Origin of the sequence: Sporolactobacillus nakayamae (genome assembly GCF_900113325.1) — a bacterium.
Lineage (GTDB): Bacteria > Bacillota > Bacilli > Bacillales > Sporolactobacillaceae > Sporolactobacillus > Sporolactobacillus nakayamae.
In genome coordinates, this window is record NZ_FOOY01000010.1 from 46886 (window position 1) to 66145 (window position 19260).

19 protein-coding genes are annotated in these 19260 nt (G+C 45.3%); 18 read left to right on the top strand and 1 reads right to left on the bottom strand.

The genetic code is table 11. The features are described 5' to 3' along the window. The first annotated feature begins 212 nt into the window (after positions 1–212). From BM003_RS08065 to BM003_RS08140, 16 genes are all read left to right on the top strand, one after another. The gene (locus tag BM003_RS08065; RefSeq protein ID WP_093671922.1) at positions 213–1355 is read left to right on the top strand and encodes a cysteine desulfurase family protein; all 1143 of its coding nucleotides are present in this window, start codon (positions 213–215) and stop codon (positions 1353–1355) included. Between the two features lie 5 nt (positions 1356–1360). Next, entirely contained in the window at positions 1361–2560 is a 1200-nt protein-coding gene (thiI, locus tag BM003_RS08070; protein WP_093671924.1) for a tRNA uracil 4-sulfurtransferase ThiI, read from the top strand. 119 nt (positions 2561–2679) lie between these two features. Continuing rightward, on the top strand, positions 2680–2871 hold the full coding sequence (locus tag BM003_RS08075) for an alpha/beta-type small acid-soluble spore protein (RefSeq protein WP_093671926.1): 192 nt from the start codon (positions 2680–2682) through the stop codon (positions 2869–2871). A gap of 266 nt (positions 2872–3137) precedes the next feature. Then, positions 3138–4565 carry an IS5 family transposase gene (locus tag BM003_RS08080; protein WP_093671928.1) on the top strand — a complete coding sequence of 476 codons (1428 nt, stop codon included), beginning with the start codon at positions 3138–3140 and terminating at the stop codon, positions 4563–4565. 630 nt (positions 4566–5195) lie between these two features. Continuing rightward, a complete protein-coding gene (locus BM003_RS08085; RefSeq protein WP_093671930.1) occupies positions 5196–6392 on the top strand; it encodes an ATP phosphoribosyltransferase regulatory subunit in 1197 nt (398 codons plus the stop codon). Further along, positions 6389–7039, top strand: coding sequence for an ATP phosphoribosyltransferase (hisG, locus tag BM003_RS08090; RefSeq protein WP_093671932.1), 651 nt, complete (start codon positions 6389–6391; stop codon positions 7037–7039). Before BM003_RS08085 ends, hisG begins: the two co-directional genes overlap by 4 nt. After that, entirely contained in the window at positions 7026–8309 is a 1284-nt protein-coding gene (hisD, locus tag BM003_RS08095; protein WP_093671934.1) for a histidinol dehydrogenase, read from the top strand. The genes hisG and hisD overlap by 14 nt, the downstream gene beginning before the upstream one ends. Then, positions 8302–8895: an imidazoleglycerol-phosphate dehydratase HisB gene (hisB, locus tag BM003_RS08100; protein WP_093671937.1), complete on the top strand. Its 594-nt coding sequence runs from the start codon at positions 8302–8304 to the stop codon at positions 8893–8895. The genes hisD and hisB overlap by 8 nt, the downstream gene beginning before the upstream one ends. Next, a complete protein-coding gene (gene hisH, locus BM003_RS08105; protein WP_093671939.1) occupies positions 8892–9551 on the top strand; it encodes an imidazole glycerol phosphate synthase subunit HisH in 660 nt (219 codons plus the stop codon). Before hisB ends, hisH begins: the two co-directional genes overlap by 4 nt. Continuing rightward, complete coding sequence (hisA, locus tag BM003_RS08110) at positions 9545–10273, top strand: 1-(5-phosphoribosyl)-5-[(5-phosphoribosylamino)methylideneamino]imidazole-4-carboxamide isomerase (RefSeq protein ID WP_245734165.1); 729 nt, start codon at positions 9545–9547, stop codon at positions 10271–10273. Before hisH ends, hisA begins: the two co-directional genes overlap by 7 nt. After that, on the top strand, positions 10273–11031 hold the full coding sequence (hisF, locus tag BM003_RS08115) for an imidazole glycerol phosphate synthase subunit HisF (RefSeq protein ID WP_093671943.1): 759 nt from the start codon (positions 10273–10275) through the stop codon (positions 11029–11031). The genes hisA and hisF overlap by 1 nt, the downstream gene beginning before the upstream one ends. Then, positions 11028–11699 (top strand): bifunctional phosphoribosyl-AMP cyclohydrolase/phosphoribosyl-ATP diphosphatase HisIE, encoded by a 672-nt coding sequence (gene hisIE, locus BM003_RS08120; protein ID WP_093671945.1) that lies wholly within the window; start codon positions 11028–11030, stop codon positions 11697–11699. Before hisF ends, hisIE begins: the two co-directional genes overlap by 4 nt. Before the next feature lie 240 nt (positions 11700–11939). Continuing rightward, the gene (locus BM003_RS08125; protein ID WP_093671947.1) at positions 11940–12527 is read left to right on the top strand and encodes a DUF2953 domain-containing protein; all 588 of its coding nucleotides are present in this window, start codon (positions 11940–11942) and stop codon (positions 12525–12527) included. 4 nt (positions 12528–12531) lie between these two features. Continuing rightward, the gene (gene ytfJ, locus BM003_RS08130; protein ID WP_093671949.1) at positions 12532–12996 is read left to right on the top strand and encodes a GerW family sporulation protein; all 465 of its coding nucleotides are present in this window, start codon (positions 12532–12534) and stop codon (positions 12994–12996) included. A 574-nt stretch (positions 12997–13570) separates the two neighbouring features. Next, the gene (locus tag BM003_RS08135; RefSeq protein WP_093671951.1) at positions 13571–14545 is read left to right on the top strand and encodes a class I SAM-dependent methyltransferase; all 975 of its coding nucleotides are present in this window, start codon (positions 13571–13573) and stop codon (positions 14543–14545) included. Positions 14546–14567: 22 nt separating this feature from the next. Next, positions 14568–15773: an acetate kinase gene (locus BM003_RS08140; RefSeq protein WP_093671953.1), complete on the top strand. Its 1206-nt coding sequence runs from the start codon at positions 14568–14570 to the stop codon at positions 15771–15773. 88 nt (positions 15774–15861) lie between these two features. Here the strand turns inward: BM003_RS08140 and BM003_RS08145 are convergent, their stop codons facing one another. Further along, entirely contained in the window at positions 15862–16959 is a 1098-nt protein-coding gene (locus BM003_RS08145; RefSeq protein WP_093671955.1) for a M24 family metallopeptidase, read from the bottom strand. A 269-nt stretch (positions 16960–17228) separates the two neighbouring features. On the opposite strand from BM003_RS08145, the gene BM003_RS08150 reads away from it, so the two are divergent. Both BM003_RS08150 and BM003_RS08155 read left to right on the top strand, forming a co-directional pair. Then, positions 17229–17912 (top strand): metal-dependent hydrolase, encoded by a 684-nt coding sequence (locus tag BM003_RS08150; protein WP_093671957.1) that lies wholly within the window; start codon positions 17229–17231, stop codon positions 17910–17912. Positions 17913–17933: 21 nt separating this feature from the next. Continuing rightward, entirely contained in the window at positions 17934–19247 is a 1314-nt protein-coding gene (locus BM003_RS08155; protein WP_177184708.1) for a DRTGG domain-containing protein, read from the top strand. The last annotated feature ends 13 nt before the right edge of the window (positions 19248–19260 follow it).

The window sequence follows — 19260 nt, forward strand, 5'->3', positions numbered from 1 at the left end:
TAGTACCCTTTGCTGATATTGGTAAGAAAGTACAAAAAATAAAGGATTCAAGGAAACGAGTGTACGTGGTCCGAAAAAACGCCGCGTCCTGCGGCTCACCGGACACTAGGCCGTCCATGGCCGTCGCTACTAAGTCTTCGCCTACGCTAGGCTTGGCGAAGGCAAGTTTTCTAATGATATGAGTAACTTCTGAAAGGAGTTTTTACATTTTCATGATTTACTTAGATAACAGCGCAACAACGAAACCGTATTCCGAGGCGATGGATACTTATCGTACAGTCTCTGAACACTATTTCGCTAATCCTTCTTCACTCCATAGTTTAGGTGGGAAGAGTGAGCATCTGCTTACCCGTTCACGTGAACAATCTGCGGCGCTGCTCGATAGTGAACCAAGTGAGATCGTGTTTACTTCAGGTGGGACAGAGGGAAATAACCTCGCGATCAAAGGGGCGGCATTCGCCTATCGAAACCGTGGGAAGCATTTAATTACCTCCGCAATTGAACATGCGTCGGCCGAGAACGCATTCGCTCAATTGGAAGAGCTTGGCTTTGAAGTCACCTATTTGCCGGTTAACCATAATGGCTGTGTATCCTTTGAACAGTTCAAAGAAGCATACCGCGACGATACGATCCTTGTTTCCATCATGCATGTGAATAATGAAGTCGGAACGATTCAGCCTGTAAAAGAAATCGGTGCTTTTCTGAAACAAAAACCAAAGACGGTTTTTCATGTTGACCATGTTCAGGGATTTGCTAAAGTACCGTTGCATTTGAAAGACAGTGGAATTGATCTATGTACCATCTCTGGTCATAAATTCCATGGCCCAAAAGGAACCGGGTTATTATATGTGCGTAAAGGTACTTTGCTTTCTCCCTTATTTGCCGGTGGCGGTCAGGAGCATCAGCTTCGCTCAGGTACTGAAAATCTGCCGGGTATTTGCGGCATGGTGAAGGCACTTCGCCTCACATTGGAGCATGAACGTGAGGGAATTCGTCATCTAACCAAACTCCAGAACAAGCTGTTTGAAGGGCTGAAGCAGCTTGACGGAGCCGTTGTGCACACACCGGAACACAATTCGGCTCCTTCTATTGTCAATGTATCGCTTCTTGGCATCAAATCCGAGGTTCTTGTGCATGCCTTGGAAAGAGAGGATATTTATGTCTCGACAAAGTCGGCATGTTCTTCAAAAGAAAACGGTGCGAGCGGCATTTTAACCGCTATGGGTATTTCTGACGAAGAAGCGGAACAGGCAATACGGATCAGTATGGCTTATGAGACAACGGAAAAAGAAATTGATCAATTTCTACAGACGCTCGCTGAAAAAGTCGGTCAGTTAAAGATTGTAATGAGGTGAATTGAGTGATTTATGATTATCTGGTGGTTCGCTTTGGAGAAATCACCTTAAAGGGCAAGAATAAGAAACTGTTTGTTATCAAATTGGAGAATGATGTCCGAGAGAAGCTGCGCCGTTTTCCTCAACTTGAGATCAAACGTCATTTCGATGACTTGGAAATAAAACTAAATGGTGAAAAGTCGTCGGATGTACTCGAAGTAATGAAAAAAGTGTTTGGTATCCAGAACATTTCTCCGGCGATTAAAGTCGGTACAGATATTAAAGAGATCCGTGAAGGTGTCCTGCGGGTTGCTGGTCAAGAAAAAGATGCTAAGACCTTCAAGATTGCCGCACGAAGGAAGGATAAACGCTATCCGATTCATGGAAGTGAGCTCAATCAGGAATTAGGCGGAGAAGTATTGACGCATTGCGATTGGCTGAGCGTAGATGTTCATCATCCGGACTTTATCATACGTGTTGAGGTCGGTTATCACGAGGCACGTATTTACGGAAAAGAAGTCAAGGGCGCGGGCGGACTTCCTGTTGGTTCAAGCGGCAAGGTAATGCTGCTCTTGTCGGGAGGCATCGACAGCCCTGTAGCCGCTTATTTAGTTGCGAAACGCGGTGCTTTAATTGAAGCGATTCATTTTCAGAGTCCTCCATACACGAGCGATCGTGCCAAACAAAAAGTAATGGATTTGTCGAAGAAATTACGTGAATTCGGCGGTGAATTTGTCCTGCATCTGGTGCCTTTTACGAATGCTCAGGTTGCGATTCGTGATGCCGTTCCTGAAGACTACAGGATCACCATCATGCGGCGACTCATGTTTCGTATAGCCGAGAAAAAGGCTGTGCAGCGTCGAGCGCTTGCGCTTGCTACCGGCGAAAGCCTCGGTCAAGTTGCCAGTCAGACGCTGGAAAGTATGAATACCATCAATGCGGTGACCAATCTCCCGATCATTAGACCGCTGATCACAATGGACAAGATTGATATCGCACAAATCGCTAAGAAGATTGACACGTACGAGATTTCTATTCGTCCGTACGAAGATTGCTGCACAATCTTCTTGCCAAAAGCACCGAGAACACGTCCCGATCGTATTCACGCGGAACGTTTTGAGCGCAACCTTGCCGTTGATGAATTGGTGAATGAGGCGGTTGAAGGAATTGAGACGATTATAATTGACGCAGATACGAACGAAGAAGAACTGAGCGGTCTTTTATAAACCAACCAGTTTTCTTGCCTCGTGTGCGTCGCAAGAATCAAATGTAATAATTACCATACCTCCTTGTGCATGTAGGAACTGAAGATTGCACAATATAATGTCACAAGGAGGTGAGAGACATGGCAGAAAATAATAGCAATCAGATCCTTGTTCCAGGTGCTGAAAAAGCTCTTGAACAAATGAAAACCGAAATCGCTTCTGAATTTGGTGTACAACTTGGCCCTGATACGACTTCACGTGCCAACGGTTCCGTTGGTGGTGAAATTACGAAACGCCTCGTAGCAACTGCATTGAGCAGCGGCAAGTTCTAATTACGAATAGTTCCAACAAGAATCATAAAAGGACGGCCCTTGGCCGTCCTTTTTGATAAGTAAAGAAACATTCATGACCCGTTGTTTGAGGGGCATGGGACACCGCTTAAATGAAAATATAAAATGCCCTATTTAGTGGATACTGAATAATTATAAAAGGCTTTATATTTAAGGTGATAATCTCATATTCGGTGTATAATAAATGCATGGGAACGCGCGCTGTGACGCGATTTTCTATGCATTTTTTAATAGATGGGGTGCTTGGAATGGTTTATCGGACAAAAACGGTTCAACTTTCAATCGAGTCTTTCGGTCAGGAACTGGGTGTCTCCTTAAGCCCGGAAAATAAATGGGTTCAGCTCGCGGATCAGTTGCCATGGACCCAGATGGAGGAGGTTTATCGTGTCGTTTTTCCGTCTCCACTTGGCCGAGCGGGCAAACCCTTTCGGCTTCTTTTTGGCGCCCAGCTCATTAAGCAGTCCACGGGCCTTTCTGATGCTGATTTGGTCACGGCCATTCGGGATACGCCCGCTTATCAGTACTTCATCGGTTGTCCCACATACGTGGTCAGCCGACCCTTTGACCCTTCTGCCCTCACGCATTTTCGGAAACGGATCGCCCCCATTAGCACCCAGTTGCGCCAAATCATGGGCGTCTGGTGTAAAACTCAGCTTCAAGACAGCCTGGGTGACGAGCAGAAGACGATGATCCTTGATGCCACCGTCATGCCGGTCAACATCCGCTTTCCACAAGACTACTCGCTACTCAACCAAGCCCGCACCTTCCTTGAAAAAATGATTACGGAACTGGCTCATCAGCTCCACGTCCCCATTCCACGGACGTACAAACGAGAAGCCCATAAAGCCTATGTCACCTTCACCAAGAAGCCCCGTCGCACCGCTAAGGAAACGCGCCACCAAGTCAAAACACAACTGCAATACGTGCGACGTGACTTGCGTTATGTCGACGAGCTGCGCGCAAAAGGCGGTGAATTGACTGAGAAGCAACACAGCCGACTGACCACGATCCAGCATCTGTTTACACAGCAGGAGTTCATGTATCGAAATAAGACCCATCGAGTGGATCATCGGATTGTCAGTCTGTCTCAGCCATACGTACGCCCAATCAAGCGGGGCAAGGCGAAACAAAACACGGAGTTTGGTCCGAAAATCGATACCTCGATTCAAGATGGGATCATCGAAATCGAACGTGTTGATTTCAACGCATTTAATGAAAGTACCGACTTCCAAAAGGCCATTGAGCGCTATAAAGAACAGCACGATCATTACCCCGACGAAGTGTTGGCCGACAAACTGTATCGCAATCGTGAAAACATCGCGTTTGCCAAAGAGCGAGGCATTTCGATTATAGGACCCAAACTCGGGCGCAAGCCCAAGAACGTTGATGAAAAGCAGCGACGCGCCGACAACGCAGCAGCACGAGACGCTGAGAATCGTCGAGGGGAAATTGAACGTCGTTTTGCTTTTATCAAGCAAAAGTGCGGTCTTGGTTTAGTGCGCGCCAAAACCGCTGAAACGATTGCGGTCACCATTGATATGGGGATCACGATGGCGAATATCGATATGGTCTTGCGCCTTTTTTCTTTGGCCCTTTTACTCGTCATAAAAATCAAAGATACATACCTAACGATTAGCTACAAAATACGGAAAGAGACTGAATTTTTACCAGCCTAATTCAGCATCCACTATTTACGTACGAAAGTATAGCGTTTTGTCTTGCCGGTACGATAAGGTCATAAGATTCGGTTGAGCGATCAGGTAAGCGCTCAATCTGAGAAATAAACGGAAAAATTCAGTTTATTTTGAAAATGAACAAAAAAATAGCTTAAATAGACGGAAAAATTCCGCTTATCGCATCGAAAAACGTGAAAATGAAGGGTTTTTCTGTGCATAAGCGGAAAAATTACCCTTATGTACCTGTGAACCAAGCACCAGGATGCAAATAAGCGGAAAATCTCCGCTTATTTTACTCGTTACTTAATTAAGGATCAAAATGAAATGTCTGTTCAAGACAAGGTTGATGACTCAAAACGGTATTTAGAGCAAAGGAACTTTCGCTAATTACGCATACGTCCTGCAAGCAACGCGAAAGCCACCACATCCTGTGGAAGTAAGGAACGGGCGCTCTTTGCCCAGTTTTTCTAACGTACGCAAAAATAACTTTCTATTGACTTATTTTTATATTTTAGCTAAAATACACAGTACATACTTTACTGTGCTAATGAGATAAAGCAATAGAGGTTTCTTTTTTTAGTCCTATCATACATAATAAAATAGAGAGAACTGCGAGAAGGAGAAAAATTTATGTCACAGCCATATATGTTTGAGAAACCGCTCGGATTGCGCGACACATTGCCGCAGGCGGAACAGGAAATATCGAGATTAGAAATGATTTTTCAGCGTGAGTTGCAACGTTGGGGTTATGATTTTATTAAAACACCGGCTTTGGAATATGCGGAAACGATTGGGCGTGCGTCGGCAATTTCTGATAATCGTCTCTTTAAATTTTTAGATGCAGAGGGTCATCCGGTGGTGCTGCGCCCCGATATGACAACACCGATTGCTCGAATTGCTGCATCGAGCCTGCGTGAAGAACCGTTGCCGCTTCGTTTGGCTTACACGGCCGACCTTTATCGCAGTCAGCGAAAAGAGGGCGGTCACCCGAGCGAGTTCGAACAGACTGGTGCGGAATTAATCGGCGACGCAACGCCATATGCAGATGTTGAAGTGATTTCCTTGATGATGAGTCTATTGGAGAAGAGTGGACTTGCATCAGTACGATTAGCTGTCGGTCATGTCGGCTTCGTGAATGCTTTTTTCTATGATATTGTTAAGGATAAGGAAATTGTGAAACATCTTCGCAATCTGCTTTACAATAAAAACGATGTCGGGTTTCATGAATACGTCACTTCTTTGGACCTGCCGAATGACGTCGCAAAACAACTTAATAAGTTCGTCGATTCAAGAAGAATGAATAACGAAGAGACATTGACCTATTTGGAATCCTTGGTGTCCGGATCTGCATCGCCGGTACAATCATACTATCGGAATATTATGGAACTAATTCATTTATTGAAATTGGATCATTTAGAAGATCAAATTGATTTGGATATAACCCTCGTGCCGCATCTCAGCTATTATACGGGATTTGTTTTCCAAGGATTTGGGGGTAATCTTGGTTTTCCGGTTGCAAGCGGCGGGCGTTATGATGATTTACTGGCGAAATTTAACCGTCCATGTCCGGCAACGGGATTCGGTATTCGACTTGATCGACTTTTGAGTGCGATCGACATTCCGGCAGGCAAGCCCGCGAGCAAGAAATGCGCTGTGATCTATAATCGTGAAAATGCCGGAATTGCGATGCAGTTTGCAGCTGAAGAAAGAGAGAAAGGCCGCGCGGTTGTTCTTCAGCATGCTGATGGGATTGACAATTCCGAGACTTTTGAGCAGCAATTTGAAGCGGTCAATTATTTTTTGGATAGGACGGGGATAGGAGAATGAGTAAATCGGTTATTACAATTGCCATGCCTAAAGGACGGATTTTCGGCGACGCGTGTCAGCTTTTAAGAAATGCCGGTTTTCAGCTTCCCGATACTTTTGAAACAACACGTAAGCTGATCTTTGATTTGGAATCCGAGCCCTTTCGCTTTATTCTGGCGAAACCTGTCGATGTGCCTGCTTATGTTGAGTATGGGGCGGCAGATCTTGGTATTGCCGGAAAAGATGTGCTGCTCGAAAGTGGGCGAGATGTATATGAAATGGTTGATCTTGGTATCAGCAAATGCCACATGGCAGTCGCCGGATTGCCAGAACGTCAAAACCGCCATCCATTCCTCAAGATCGCCACAAAATATCCGAACATAGCGTCCGACTTTTATCGCAAGCGCGGCGAACAGGTTGATCTGATCGCATTGAACGGTTCGATTGAACTGGCGCCAATTGTCGGACTCGCCGATGCGATTGTCGACATCGTTTCCTCGGGACAGACCCTTAAGGATAATGGACTTGTGGAATTTGACAGACTTCTTGAGATCAGTTCAAGGCTGATAGTCAATCCGGTCAGCTATCGGCTGAAAAAATCACTGATCGATCAAATCGTAGAAAAGATGATCAGGGCAACGGAGGGGACAAAAGTTGGAATGGATTAACGATGGAAATCTGGACTTTCTGAAGAAAAGAAAAGTGGAAGCTAAAGAAGAAGCGCAAAAATCTGTTGCGTCAATTATTTCCAATGTGAAAACAGGCGGAGACGAAGCGCTAAAGGCCTATACAAAGCAATTTGACGGTATTGCGTTGGAAGCCATTCGCGTAACTGAGAGTGAGATACGCGAGGCAGCAGCCCGTGTGCCAGAGCAAGTGTTGAAAGCGATCAAGCAGGCGGCACAAAATATCCGTGCTTTTCATGAGAAACAAGTGCCTCAGTCATGGACTGAAACCGTTGATCAAGGTGTTGTGCTTGGACAAAAAGTGACTGCACTTGATTCTGTTGGGGTATATGTGCCGGGCGGGACAGCCTGCTATCCATCATCCGTTCTAATGGGAGCCATTCCTGCTCTTGTTGCAGGTGTGAAACGCGTCGTTCTCGTTTCGCCGCCTCAAAAGAACGGCCTGATCGCCGATGGAGTGCTTGCCGCCGCCCGTGAGATCGGCATTCATGAAATTTACCAAGTCGGCGGCGCACAAGCAATTGCCGCGCTTGCCTATGGAACAGAGTCGATCCAGCCGGTAGATAAAATTGTCGGTCCGGGTAATCTTTATGTCATGCTTGCTAAAAAGCACGTATTTGGTGATGTCGCCATTGACAGTCTTGCCGGACCTAGTGAAATAGCCGTGGTAGCCGATGAGACTGCAAATGCGGGTTGGATCGCAGCTGATTTGTTGTCTCAGGCAGAACATGACCGTTTATCAATGCCGGTTCTTGTGACAACTTCACAAGCCTTTGGAAAAGAAGTCGAACAGGAAATTGAAAAACAACTTAAAGAGCTCCCGCGGGTTGAAATTGCTTCTGCTTCAGTAAACAATCAAGGGAAAATAATACTCGTCAAGGATATTCAGGAAGCAGCAGCCGCGGTTAACCAAATCGCGCCCGAACATCTTGAGTTAGCGACGAATGATCCTCATGAGATCCTACCGTTGATCCGTAACGCCGGAGCTATTTTTCTTGGGAAATACAGTTCCGAACCGGTTGGCGATTATTTCGCAGGCCCGAATCATATCATTCCAACCAACGGATCGGCACGCTACGCCAGCCCGCTTGGCGTGGACAGCTTTATCAAACACTCGAGTATTATTGAATACAGCGATGTGGCGCTTCAGGCAAACGGACAGGCAATCGCCGCCTTTGCACGATTTGAAGGACTTGAAGGCCACGCGCGTGCTGTAGAAAAACGGATGAAGGGTGCTGTGATTCATGGATAATCGAACAGGCTATGTCGAACGCGACACGTTTGAAACGCAAATTAAATTAAAATTCGCTATTGACGGAAGCGGCGAATCACATCTTGAAACCGGTGTACCTTTTCTCACGCATATGCTTACTTTATTTACGAAGCATGGCCTGTTCTCACTTGATGTGGACGCTCATGGCGACACGGATGTCGACGATCATCATACGACAGAAGATATAGCCATTTGTCTTGGAAAAGCCATTCGTCAGGCAATCGGCGATAAATCAGGTATTAATCGCTATGGCTATTCCGTTGTTCCAATGGATGAGGCACTATCAGAGGTCGCAATTGATTTGAGCGGCCGTCCTTATTTTGTTTTCAACGGTCAATTTCCGTCTCAAAAGGTCGGCACATTCGATACGGAACTCGTGAAGGAGTTTCTCGATAAGCTTTGCATTGAAGCTCAGATGAATCTTCATGTCACGGTTCGTTATGGTGAAAACACACATCATATGATTGAATCTGTATTCAAAGCACTCGGGCGCGCCCTTGACGCGGCTACTGTTCAAAATCCAAGAATTCAAGGGGTTCTTTCAACGAAAGGAACGCTGGGATGATCGGAATCGTAGACTATGGCATGGGCAATTTGTACAGCCTCAGCCAGGCGTTGAAAAGATTGGAACAATCTTATATCATCAGTGATGAGCCAAATGAGCTCGACAAAACAGATGGATTAATTCTTCCGGGCGTGGGCGCTTTTAAAGATGCCATGGCACTGCTTAATGAGAAAAAGTTGAGTGATTACCTCAGAACGTATGCACAGTCCAAGCCGCTGTTGGGGATCTGTCTTGGCATGCAGCTGCTTTTCGATGAAAGTGAGGAGGGCGTTCTGACTGAAGGATTGGGACTCATCCCAGGGAGAATAACCCGGTTCTCAGGCGCGTCAAAAGAAGGCGAGCGCTATAAGGTGCCGCATATGGGCTGGAACACGCTCTCATTTACAGCCCCTGAATCATGCTTGCTTAGCGGATTAAAGCCGAATTATGTCTATTTTGTGCATTCCTATTACGCAGATCTTGAAGACCCCGAGACATTGATTGCCGCAGCGGATTACTTTGGTCAAGTTCCGGCTGTTGTTGGGAAGGGCAACGTGTTCGGTACTCAGTTTCACCCGGAGAAAAGTGGGGCATTTGGCCAGGCACTATTAGCAAACTACCTGAAGTTTGTCCGCCAACAAGGCGGTACGTGTTCCTGTGGAAAGGAGATGTGCTGATGTTCACAGTCTATCCTGCGATTGATTTAATTGATGGGAAATGTGTACGGCTTTTTCAAGGCGACTATGATCAGTCAACCATTTATGGTGATGCGCCGATTGACGTCGCCCGATCTTTTTATGAGCAAGGCGCCGAGTGGCTCCATGTTGTTGATCTTGATGGCGCAAAGGCGGGGCGACCGGTCAATCAGGAACTAATCGCTCGCATGGCAGCGGAGGTTCCGATTAATATTGAAGTCGGCGGGGGTATTCGCTCGATTGAAACCGTGGAGACCTACTTAAATCAAGGTGTCAAGCGCGTAATTCTTGGAAGCTCAGCAATCAGCGATCCGGAATTCTGCAAACAGGTGCTGCATCGTTATCCGGAATCGGTTGCCATTGGTCTTGATGTGAAGAACGGCAAGGTCGCGGTACGTGGCTGGCTCGAGGTTTCCGATCTTAGTGCGGCTGCGCTTGCTAAGCAGCTGATTCAGGAAGGTGCCGAGCATTTTATTTATACCGATATTTCGAGGGACGGAGCACTGCAAGGAGCTAACGTAGCCGCAGTTGAACAGTTGGCCGAAGAAATTGGCAAGCCTGTTGTCGTATCCGGCGGTGTGACAACACTTGACGAAATTAAACAGATGATTCACAATCACCGAGTAAGCGGGGCGATTATCGGCAAGGCGCTTTATACAAAGCAAATCGAGCTCAGCGAAGTAATAAAGGCGGTGAAACACTGATGCTTGCAAAACGGATTATTCCATGTTTGGATGTAAAAGATGGACGCGTTGTCAAAGGAAAACAGTTCGTTCAGCTGCGTGACGCGGGCGATCCCGTCGAACTTGCGATGTTTTATAATGGAGAGGGAGCGGATGAACTTGTATTTCTTGATATTTCAGCTTCAAATGAAGGAAGAAATACAATGGTTGAAGTCGTGAAGCAAGTTGCGGCTAAACTGAACATTCCTTTTACAGTCGGTGGCGGCATCCGTTCACTCGAAAATATTAAAACGCTGCTTCGTGCCGGAGCCGACAAGGTCTCGCTCAACAGTTCCGCAGTGGCGAATCCCGGTTTGATTAAGGAAGGCGCCGATTTTTTCGGTAATCAATGCATTGTGTGCGCCATCGATGCAAAATGGGATCCGAAATCAAGTACATATAAGGTCTACACTCATGGCGGGCAGCAAGAAACACAGCTTGACGCAATTGAATGGGCAAAGAAGGCAGTCGAATTAGGCGCCGGAGAAATTTTGCTCACAAGTATGGATCAAGATGGTGAGAAGAACGGATTTGAACTGAATGTAACGCGTAAGATCAGTGAGGCGGTTGATGTTCCGGTCATCGCTTCAGGAGGTGCCGGAAAAGCATCTGACTTTCTTGACGCCTTTGAAGAAGGCAGAGCGGATGCTGCGCTTGCTGCCTCAATTTTTCATTATAGAGAAACCTCTGTATCAGCTGTTAAATCTTTCCTAAAACAAAAGGGAGTGGCAATACGATGAACGTTGAAACGTTAAAATTTGATCAAAACGGACTTATACCTGCGATCGTTCAAGATGCGCAGAGCAAAGAAATCTTGATGATGGCTTACATGAACAAGGAATCAATTGAAAAGTCGTTGGAAAGCGGAGAGACCTGGTTCTTCAGCCGTTCACGTCAAGAATTGTGGCACAAAGGCGCTACCTCGGGCAACACGCAAAAAATTGTTGATTGGGCAGTTGACTGCGATTCCGATACATTGCTTGTAAAGGTTGACCCTGCAGGTCCTGCTTGCCACACAGGTGAATACAGCTGTTTCGTTTCGGAGAAGAGCGATAAGCAGGAAGCAGTGGCCGCAGGAGCGGATCGCTATGAAATTCTTGCTGAACTGGAGCATGTCATCGCGAAACGCGAAGCAGAGCGTCCGGAAGGCACGTACACCACATACTTATTCAATGAGGGCATCGACAAGATCCTCAAGAAGATTGGTGAAGAAACATCGGAAGTCATCATTGCTGCGAAGAATCATTCGGTTGCAGAACTTGAATGGGAAGTTTCTGACGTTATTTATCACACACTCGTCATGCTTCGCGAACAAAAGGTTGGATTTGACCGCGTACTTCGCGTGCTCGAACAGCGGCACCGTGATAAAAGTGAATTTCAGCGAGAAAAGGCGAAAGACATAGAGTGAGCGAACGCAAAAAGCCCGGGAGGATACATCCTCTCGGGCTTTTTGCATGTTTTTGGCGGATTTACCGGATACTAGTTATGAACTACATCGGAACATTGCACCTGCCCAAAAATGGGTAGAGAACATATGGTCACTTTTTCCGATGAGGTCGCCCGAGACATTGATGCAACTCGGTAGTCGGTTACTGAGTTGCATCCATTGGCGGTCTGTATAAAAAGGAACGAAAAAGGAGCGTTTACGGTGCGCCTGTTCATTATTTTGTCGGGAGTAAGTGTGGGTCTCATGGCGTTTATTATTTTTTTTATTTTGAGAAGCACGCTCACTTTATGCGTCAAATTTTTGATCGGACCGCACCGTTTTGAATGGTATGCAGACGTCTATTTGTGGCGAAGGAAAGTCTGGACATACCAATTGAGGCATGGCAAAGGAAAAACAAAGAACAAGTCGACTATGAAGAAGTTGGATAAACATCAGATTGAGGATGAGGTAGACGATGAAGCGTTGTATGGCAGATTAAAGCAGATAATCTGCATACTGCGAACCGTTCCGAGTGGTAAGAAGATTAAAATCAGCCATCTGGTTTGGATTACGACATGCGGTACGGGCGACGCTTCAGAAACAGCACTTCTTTGTGGCGCTATCTGGTCGATCAAAGCGTCAACGATGCCCTGGATTGCCCCGCTTAGTTCAGACCGTCCGAGAATCAATGTAGTGCCGATGTTTCAGAGAAAATGCTTGAACTCAGACATATCATGCATGTTTCAAGTGAGGATCGGAGACGCTATAGCTATGATCAAGAAAATCAGACGCCAATTGAAAGAAGGTTAAGCATATGGCAGATCATCCAATACAGGGATTGATGAAGACCGCGCTTGAAAGCCTCCAATCTATGGTGGATGTGCGCACGATTGTCGGAGATCCCATCGAAACAGAAGACGGGCACACAATTATCACTTTGTCAAAGGTTGGATTCGGTTTTGTTGCCGGCGGTAGTGAATTTAACACAAAAAATGAAAATCCAGATGAAGAACCAAGCGAAGAAACCGAGGCCTACCTGCCATTCGGCGGAGGAACCGGCGGAGGGGTGTCCATTACGCCAATCGCCTTTTTGATTATCGGAGATGAAGGCGTTAAGACCATTCATTTAGATAACAACACTCATTTATATGAGCGTCTGATTGATCTCGCACCGCAAACCATTGATAAAATAAAAGAAATTATTGAGAAAAACGGTGTGGGCGGCGGTGCTCAAAAGCGGAAGAAACGCCGCAACGAATGGCAGGATGAAGAATTTTAACAGATACAATTTGGTAAATCAGAATGAGCGCTATGCGTCATTCTGATTTTTTTTAGGGATAAAGAGGAGATTTAATAAGCCCTATGGTTTTAAAACTGGATGAATGAGCTTGAATGAACACATGATTTCATCGTAATGGGGACAGGCATATCGAATCAAATTTCTTTGACAAGTCGAAAACATAAAAAATAATTTATTTTCAAGGTAAAAATGAAACAAATCATTCCGTAATCACGTAGTTATAAAGACAGATTTTATCAGTTTGTCACGCGTTTGTGTGACAATTGCTCTGTTCGGAGATTTAGTCTATAGTTAACTATAGAAGCTATGGAAAGTATGAACGCTGGTGGAAAACGAATGAAAAATGGGCAGGCAGTCATAATCCGGGTATCCGAGTTGATGAGTTTGGGTATCCTGTTTCTGTTATGTATACATATTTTTAATCAGTTAATAAGTCAACATATTATCTTTTGGACAAATATGTGTAATAAATCCTTTAATGAGAAAGGAAATTTTTTCAGCTTAGCTGTATAATATACAATGTAAGCGCTTCATACGCTTGGGGGAAATCGTTTTGCAGACAACAACAGTTAGTGAACTCTTTTCAGTTTTTGATCAAACAACATTATTCATAAAAAAAATAAGGGAAACGGATTATCTGACCACCTTGTGTGAGGCAGTCGAAGGATTGGCTCAAGACGAGATCAAGGACGAAGAATTATTGGGCAAGTTAAAGCCGCTTTATGATCGTTATTATAGTCAGAAAGCGACAGCGGAGGATGTGAGACGGGCGCTGCAGCTTGCAATGTTGAAAGGCATGAAAGCTTCCCCGCAACCCAATCATGAAATGACACCGGACACCTTAGTGATTCTGATCGGTCATATGATTGCGATGCTTGCCGGAAAGAAACCATTCTCGATCCTTGATCCGGCGGTTGGATCGGCAAATCTGTTAACCGGCATCATGAATCAGTCTGAAACCGATGACATTTTAGCTTATGGAATCGATGCGGATCCTTTGTTAATCAGGCTTGCAGCTTCGAACGCCAATCTGCAGCAGAAAGAAATCCAGCTGTTTCATCAAGATGGTTTGAAACCAATACTGATCGATCCGGTTGATTTTGTTGTTTGCGATGTTCCTATTGGTATTTATCCTGATCAAGAATCTGCGAAGACATATGCACTGAAGGATGTGGCTGAAAAACCGCTGACACATTTCTTATTTGTGGAACAATGTTTGCGCAAGTTGAAAACCGACGGCTATTTTCTTTCGCTGGTGCCTAACCATCTATTCTCTGATGATCAGGGTCATGTCTTTCATGATTTTATTCAAGAAAATGCTACAATTCTTGCATTGATCCAGCTTCCGGTTTCTCTGTTCACTAAGGGGGAGCAAGCAAAGAGCATTCTGTTGATGCAGAAGAAATCTGGAACTCAAACACATGCCAAACAAGCGCTCCTCGCGGAAATGCCTGACTTCTCTAATGAAGTGAAGATGCGCAAATTCATGCAGCAACTAGATCATTGGTTTCTGCACCGTTCGGTTTAAGAAGACGAGAGGGTGATCGACTATGGCTTTAATTCTCGCGATCAACGCCGGCAGCTCATCGCTGAAGTTTCAGCTTCTGGATATGCCTGCCGAGCATCTGGTAACCAAGGGCTCGGTTGAGCGTATTGGTTTGTCGGATTCGATTTTTACAATTAGTGTTAATGGTGAAAAGCAGCAGGAAATCGCCTCAATCTCAGATCATGAAGTGGCGGTAAGGATACTGCTCGATAAACTCACTGATTTGAAAATTGTCCGTTCTTTGAAAGAAATTGAAGGGATTGGCCACCGTGTTGTCCATGGTGGAGAAGCATTCGACGATTCCGCACTGGTCACTGATGATGTTATTAAAAAAATTGACGATTTGTCCGAACTGGCGCCTCTTCATAACCCAGCGAACCTAGTTGGTATTCGCGCTTTTCGCGATGTACTGCCCAATGTGCCTGAAGTTGTTGTGTTTGATACCGCCTTTCATCAAAGTATGGAGAATGAGGCTTTTTTATACAGTCTTCCCTATGAATATTACGAAAAATACGGTATTCGAAAGTATGGGTTTCACGGCACGAGTCACAAGTATGTCGCTTACCGTGCAGCTGAACTTCTTAAACGACCAATTGAGGAATTACGCTTGATCACTTGCCATCTTGGAAACGGTGCCAGTATTACTGCAGTCAGAGGCGGCAAATCGATTGACACATCGATGGGATTTACGCCGCTTGCAGGATTGACGATGGGAACGCGTTCGGGGGATGTCGATCCAGCTCTCATTCCATTTATCATGGATAAAACAGGTATGAATGCGAACGAAGTTATTAATGTGCTGAACAAGAAGAGTGGTTTGCTTGGTCTTTCAGGTTTTTCGAGCGACTTGCGGGATATTGAAAAAGAAGCCAAACGAGGCAATAAACGCGCCAAGCTGGCAATTAATGTTTTTGTGGAACGGATACAGAAATATATTGGCTCGTTTGCGGCGAAAATGAACGGAGTCGACGCGATTATTTTTACGGCTGGAATCGGTGAACATAGTTCAGAGGTGCGCGGACAGGTACTTAACGGACTCGGGTTTATGGGTATTGATTGGGATGCGGATCAGAATAAAATTAACGGTCAGGAAACATTTATCAATACGGATAAATCCAAAGTCAAGATTATGGTGATACCAACCAATGAAGAAGTCATGATTGCCAGAGATACGGTTCGTCTGTCCAAGCAGCATCAAAAAATGAAGTAAAGATACAGCTTGAGCTGTTTAATAGGTACTGTATAGAAAAAAAGAAGGAGCCTCATGATTGAGGCTCCTTCTTTCACTATAAACAAAATTAGTCCACAATTAGAAGATCCTTAGGGTAGTGTGTCAGTGTTTCCGGACCATTTTCGCTGAGATAAACGTCGTCCTCGATACGGACGCCGCCGATTTCAGGTACATAGATACCTGGTTCTACCGTGAAGACCATACCGGTAGTCAATGTTTTGTCGTTTGCCGCGCTCATTGACGGCTGCTCGTGTTCACCGAGACCAAGACCGTGGCCGAGACGGTGCGTGAAGTAGTCCCCGTAGCCCGCATCAGCGATGACTTTACGTGCAACACCATCGAGATCGCCGATACGCAGACCTTTGCGAACCGCTTTGATCGCTGCCAAGTTCGCTTGCAAGGTCGTTTCATAGATTTTGTGCTGCTCATCAGAAGCGTGTTTGTAGCACACAGTTCGTGAAATATCAGAGCAATAACCGTCAATGACAACACCAAGATCAAATAGGACAAAATCGCCTTCGCGAATCTGGCGTGTTCCCGGATAGCCATGCGGTTTTGCCGTGTTTTCTCCGGCAAGCACCATGGTATCGAAAGCCATCTGGGTGTACCCCTGTTTTGCCAGCTCATGCTCAATTTCGGCAATGATCGCTGTTTCGGTCCGACCTTTTTTAATTGCATCGATACCGAGCTTAATTGCATAATCAGCGACTTCTCCGGCTTTTTTCATGGCTGCAAGTTCGTGCTCATCCTTAATGTTACGCATGTCAGCAAGATAATCCTCAATGGATTGGAACGAAAGGTGTTCATCAATCTGCTTGAGTGCCAGTGCTTTATTATAAGGCAATGTGCTGGGTTCAATAAATGCCGTGGTGAAATCAGTGCGGCGGGCAGCCAAGGCTTTCTTAACAAATGTCCACGGATCCTGATCATCTCGATAGCCGATCACTTCATGACCGAAGTCGGAATCACGTGCCTGACCAACCTCAAGCTCCGGGCAAATGAGGAACGGCTCATCTTCCGGAAAAAGAAATAAGCCGAGAAAGCGTTCATGTGGATCGCATTTAAAATGAGTAAGGTAGAAAACATTTGTCGGATCTGCGATGTACGCGAACCGTCCCTCTTGTTTTCTTAACCATGATTCAATTTGGTTCATTTTGTCTGACAATTAAGGTCACTCCACTTTCATCCATAGTAATACTTCTAATGTATCACAATCTTGACGTGTGTGGATGAATCTTATTGGATTTGATTGGAAAAATACATGAATGGCATCTGCGTGAATTATTGGCAGTCCTTTTATGCGAAGAGCATATCAGGTAGTGTATAATATAGGGAAGTTCAAATCGGGCGCATGAGCGTTTTGTCAATCAATCTAACTTTTTTTCTATTTGATAAAAAACGAACAAACATTCTATAATAAGGAGTGAAGAAACGGTGCGTATTACCTATATCGGACATGCGACAGTACTTATAGAAACAGCAAAAGCGAATTTGTTAATTGATCCTTTTATCAGCAGTAATCAACAAACCCCCTTGTCAATCAATGATTTGCCGAAAATCGACGCAATTCTGCTGACCCATGGACATGGCGACCATAGTGAAGATACGCAGCCGATTGCTGAACGGGATGGATCGCTTGTCATTGCTATTGCGGAGCTAGCAACCTATTTTAGTTGGAAAGGGTTGACTGTTCATGGCATGTCGATCGGCGGCGCCTATGAATTTCCATTTGGTACGGTCAAAATGACGCAAGCGTTTCATGGATCAAGCATTACGGACGCCGCAACGAAGCAAATTGTTTATGCAGGTATGCCGGCTGGCTTTTTGCTGAAACTTGATGGAAAGACCATTTATCATGCGGGAGACACCGCGCTTTTTTCCGATATGAAGTTAATTGGTGAACAAAATGATCTTGATCTTGCATTTCTGCCGATCGGCGATAATTTTACAATGGGACCGGAGGATGCGTTGCAGGCGGCGAAATGGCTCAAAGCAAAAACCGTGGTGCCGATTCACTACAATACCTTTCCCGTCATTACTCAAGATGCCGGCAAGTTCGTAGATCAGCTTGATGGACATGGACATGTCTTGTCGCCTGGTCAAACACTAGACCTGTAAAGGCTGTTTGGAGCGATTGAAATGGAAACAAAACATGATCAAATATTAAAGTACATTGCGGATCTTGAAATTGGCAGCAAAATTTCTGTCCGTCAGACGGCCAAGGTTCTTCAGGTCAGTGAAGGTACGGCCTATCGCGCGATCAAGGATGCGGAGAATCAGGGATTAGTCAGTACCGTTGAGCGTGTGGGTACGATTCGAATCGAACGGAAGACTCGGGAAAGTATTGAAAAGCTGACTTTTGATACAGTTGTCAACATCGTAGACGGGCAAGTTCTCGGCGGCAAGTCGGGTCTGTCGCGAACATTGAATCATTTTGTGATCGGCGCGATGGAGATCAATGCAATGAAGCGGTATATCGGTGCTAATGATTTAATGATTGTCGGAAATCGTGAATCAGTCCACGAGTATGCGCTTAAAGAAGGGGCCGCAGTGCTGATTACGGGCGGGTTCAATACAAGCGAGCGTGTGAAACTGCTCGCGGATCAGACGCATCTTCCGGTGATTACGACTTCTTATGATACATTCACCGTTGCAGCGAAGATCAATCGAGCGATTTACGATCAGTTAATAAAAAAAGAAATTGTTCATGTTTCAGATATTATGATCCCATTCTCAGAAACACAGTTTGTTTTTGGTTATGATTCGCCAAAACGGTGGCATGAACTGAACCACAGCACAGCGCATAGCCGTTTCCCAGTCGTTGATCAACAAATGAAAGTGATTGGTATTGTTGCGATGAAAGATATCATACGGGATCAGGACGTGCATACTATTGAGGAAGTTATGACCTCAATGCCCTTGGTTGTCAATCCGACAACCTCAGTAGCTGCCGCAGCTCACCGCATGATTTGGGAAGGTATTGATGGCCTGCCGGTTGTTGATGAACAACAGCATCTGCTTGGAATGATTACACGTCGCGATGTACTTAAAGCACTGCAGATGATTCAGCAGCAGCCGCAGATGGGAGAAACGATTGAAGACATTGTTTCGTCTCAGCTGAAGGATTATTCAGATGACAATAATTATGTGTTCCAATTCAATGTTACGCCGCAAATGAGCGACTATCTTGGTTCGGTTTCTCACGGGGTAATGACGTCGATGATTACAACCGTTTGTCGACGCGTGCTGAATCATTTACGCCGCAGTGATTTGGTCGTGGACAATCTTTCGTTTTACTTTTTCAAACCTGTTCAATTGGAACAAACAGTGACGGTCCAGCTGAAGATTCTTGAAATGACACGAAGAAATGGAAAGATGGACATTGAATTGTTTGTTGACGGACAACTTTGCGGAAAAGCGTTATTGAACGCTCAATTTATCGACCGTTATTAAAACTAAATATAAC

Excerpts from the sequence above, each read along its gene's own strand:
- BM003_RS08155 (WP_177184708.1), top strand. The coding sequence starts at position 17,934 with ATGGAAACAAAACATGATCAAATATTAAAGTACATTGCGGATCTTGAA.
- BM003_RS08080 (WP_093671928.1), top strand. The coding sequence starts at position 3,138 with ATGGTTTATCGGACAAAAACGGTTCAACTTTCAATCGAGTCTTTCGGT.
- hisF (WP_093671943.1), top strand. The coding sequence starts at position 10,273 with ATGCTTGCAAAACGGATTATTCCATGTTTGGATGTAAAAGATGGACGC.
- hisB (WP_093671937.1), top strand. The coding sequence starts at position 8,302 with ATGGATAATCGAACAGGCTATGTCGAACGCGACACGTTTGAAACGCAA.
- BM003_RS08140 (WP_093671953.1), top strand. The coding sequence starts at position 14,568 with ATGGCTTTAATTCTCGCGATCAACGCCGGCAGCTCATCGCTGAAGTTT.
- ytfJ (WP_093671949.1), top strand. The coding sequence starts at position 12,532 with ATGGCAGATCATCCAATACAGGGATTGATGAAGACCGCGCTTGAAAGC.
- hisG (WP_093671932.1), top strand. The coding sequence starts at position 6,389 with ATGAGTAAATCGGTTATTACAATTGCCATGCCTAAAGGACGGATTTTC.
- BM003_RS08075 (WP_093671926.1), top strand. The coding sequence starts at position 2,680 with ATGGCAGAAAATAATAGCAATCAGATCCTTGTTCCAGGTGCTGAAAAA.
- BM003_RS08085 (WP_093671930.1), top strand. The coding sequence starts at position 5,196 with ATGTCACAGCCATATATGTTTGAGAAACCGCTCGGATTGCGCGACACA.
- BM003_RS08065 (WP_093671922.1), top strand. The coding sequence starts at position 213 with ATGATTTACTTAGATAACAGCGCAACAACGAAACCGTATTCCGAGGCG.
- hisH (WP_093671939.1), top strand. The coding sequence starts at position 8,892 with ATGATCGGAATCGTAGACTATGGCATGGGCAATTTGTACAGCCTCAGC.
- hisIE (WP_093671945.1), top strand. The coding sequence starts at position 11,028 with ATGAACGTTGAAACGTTAAAATTTGATCAAAACGGACTTATACCTGCG.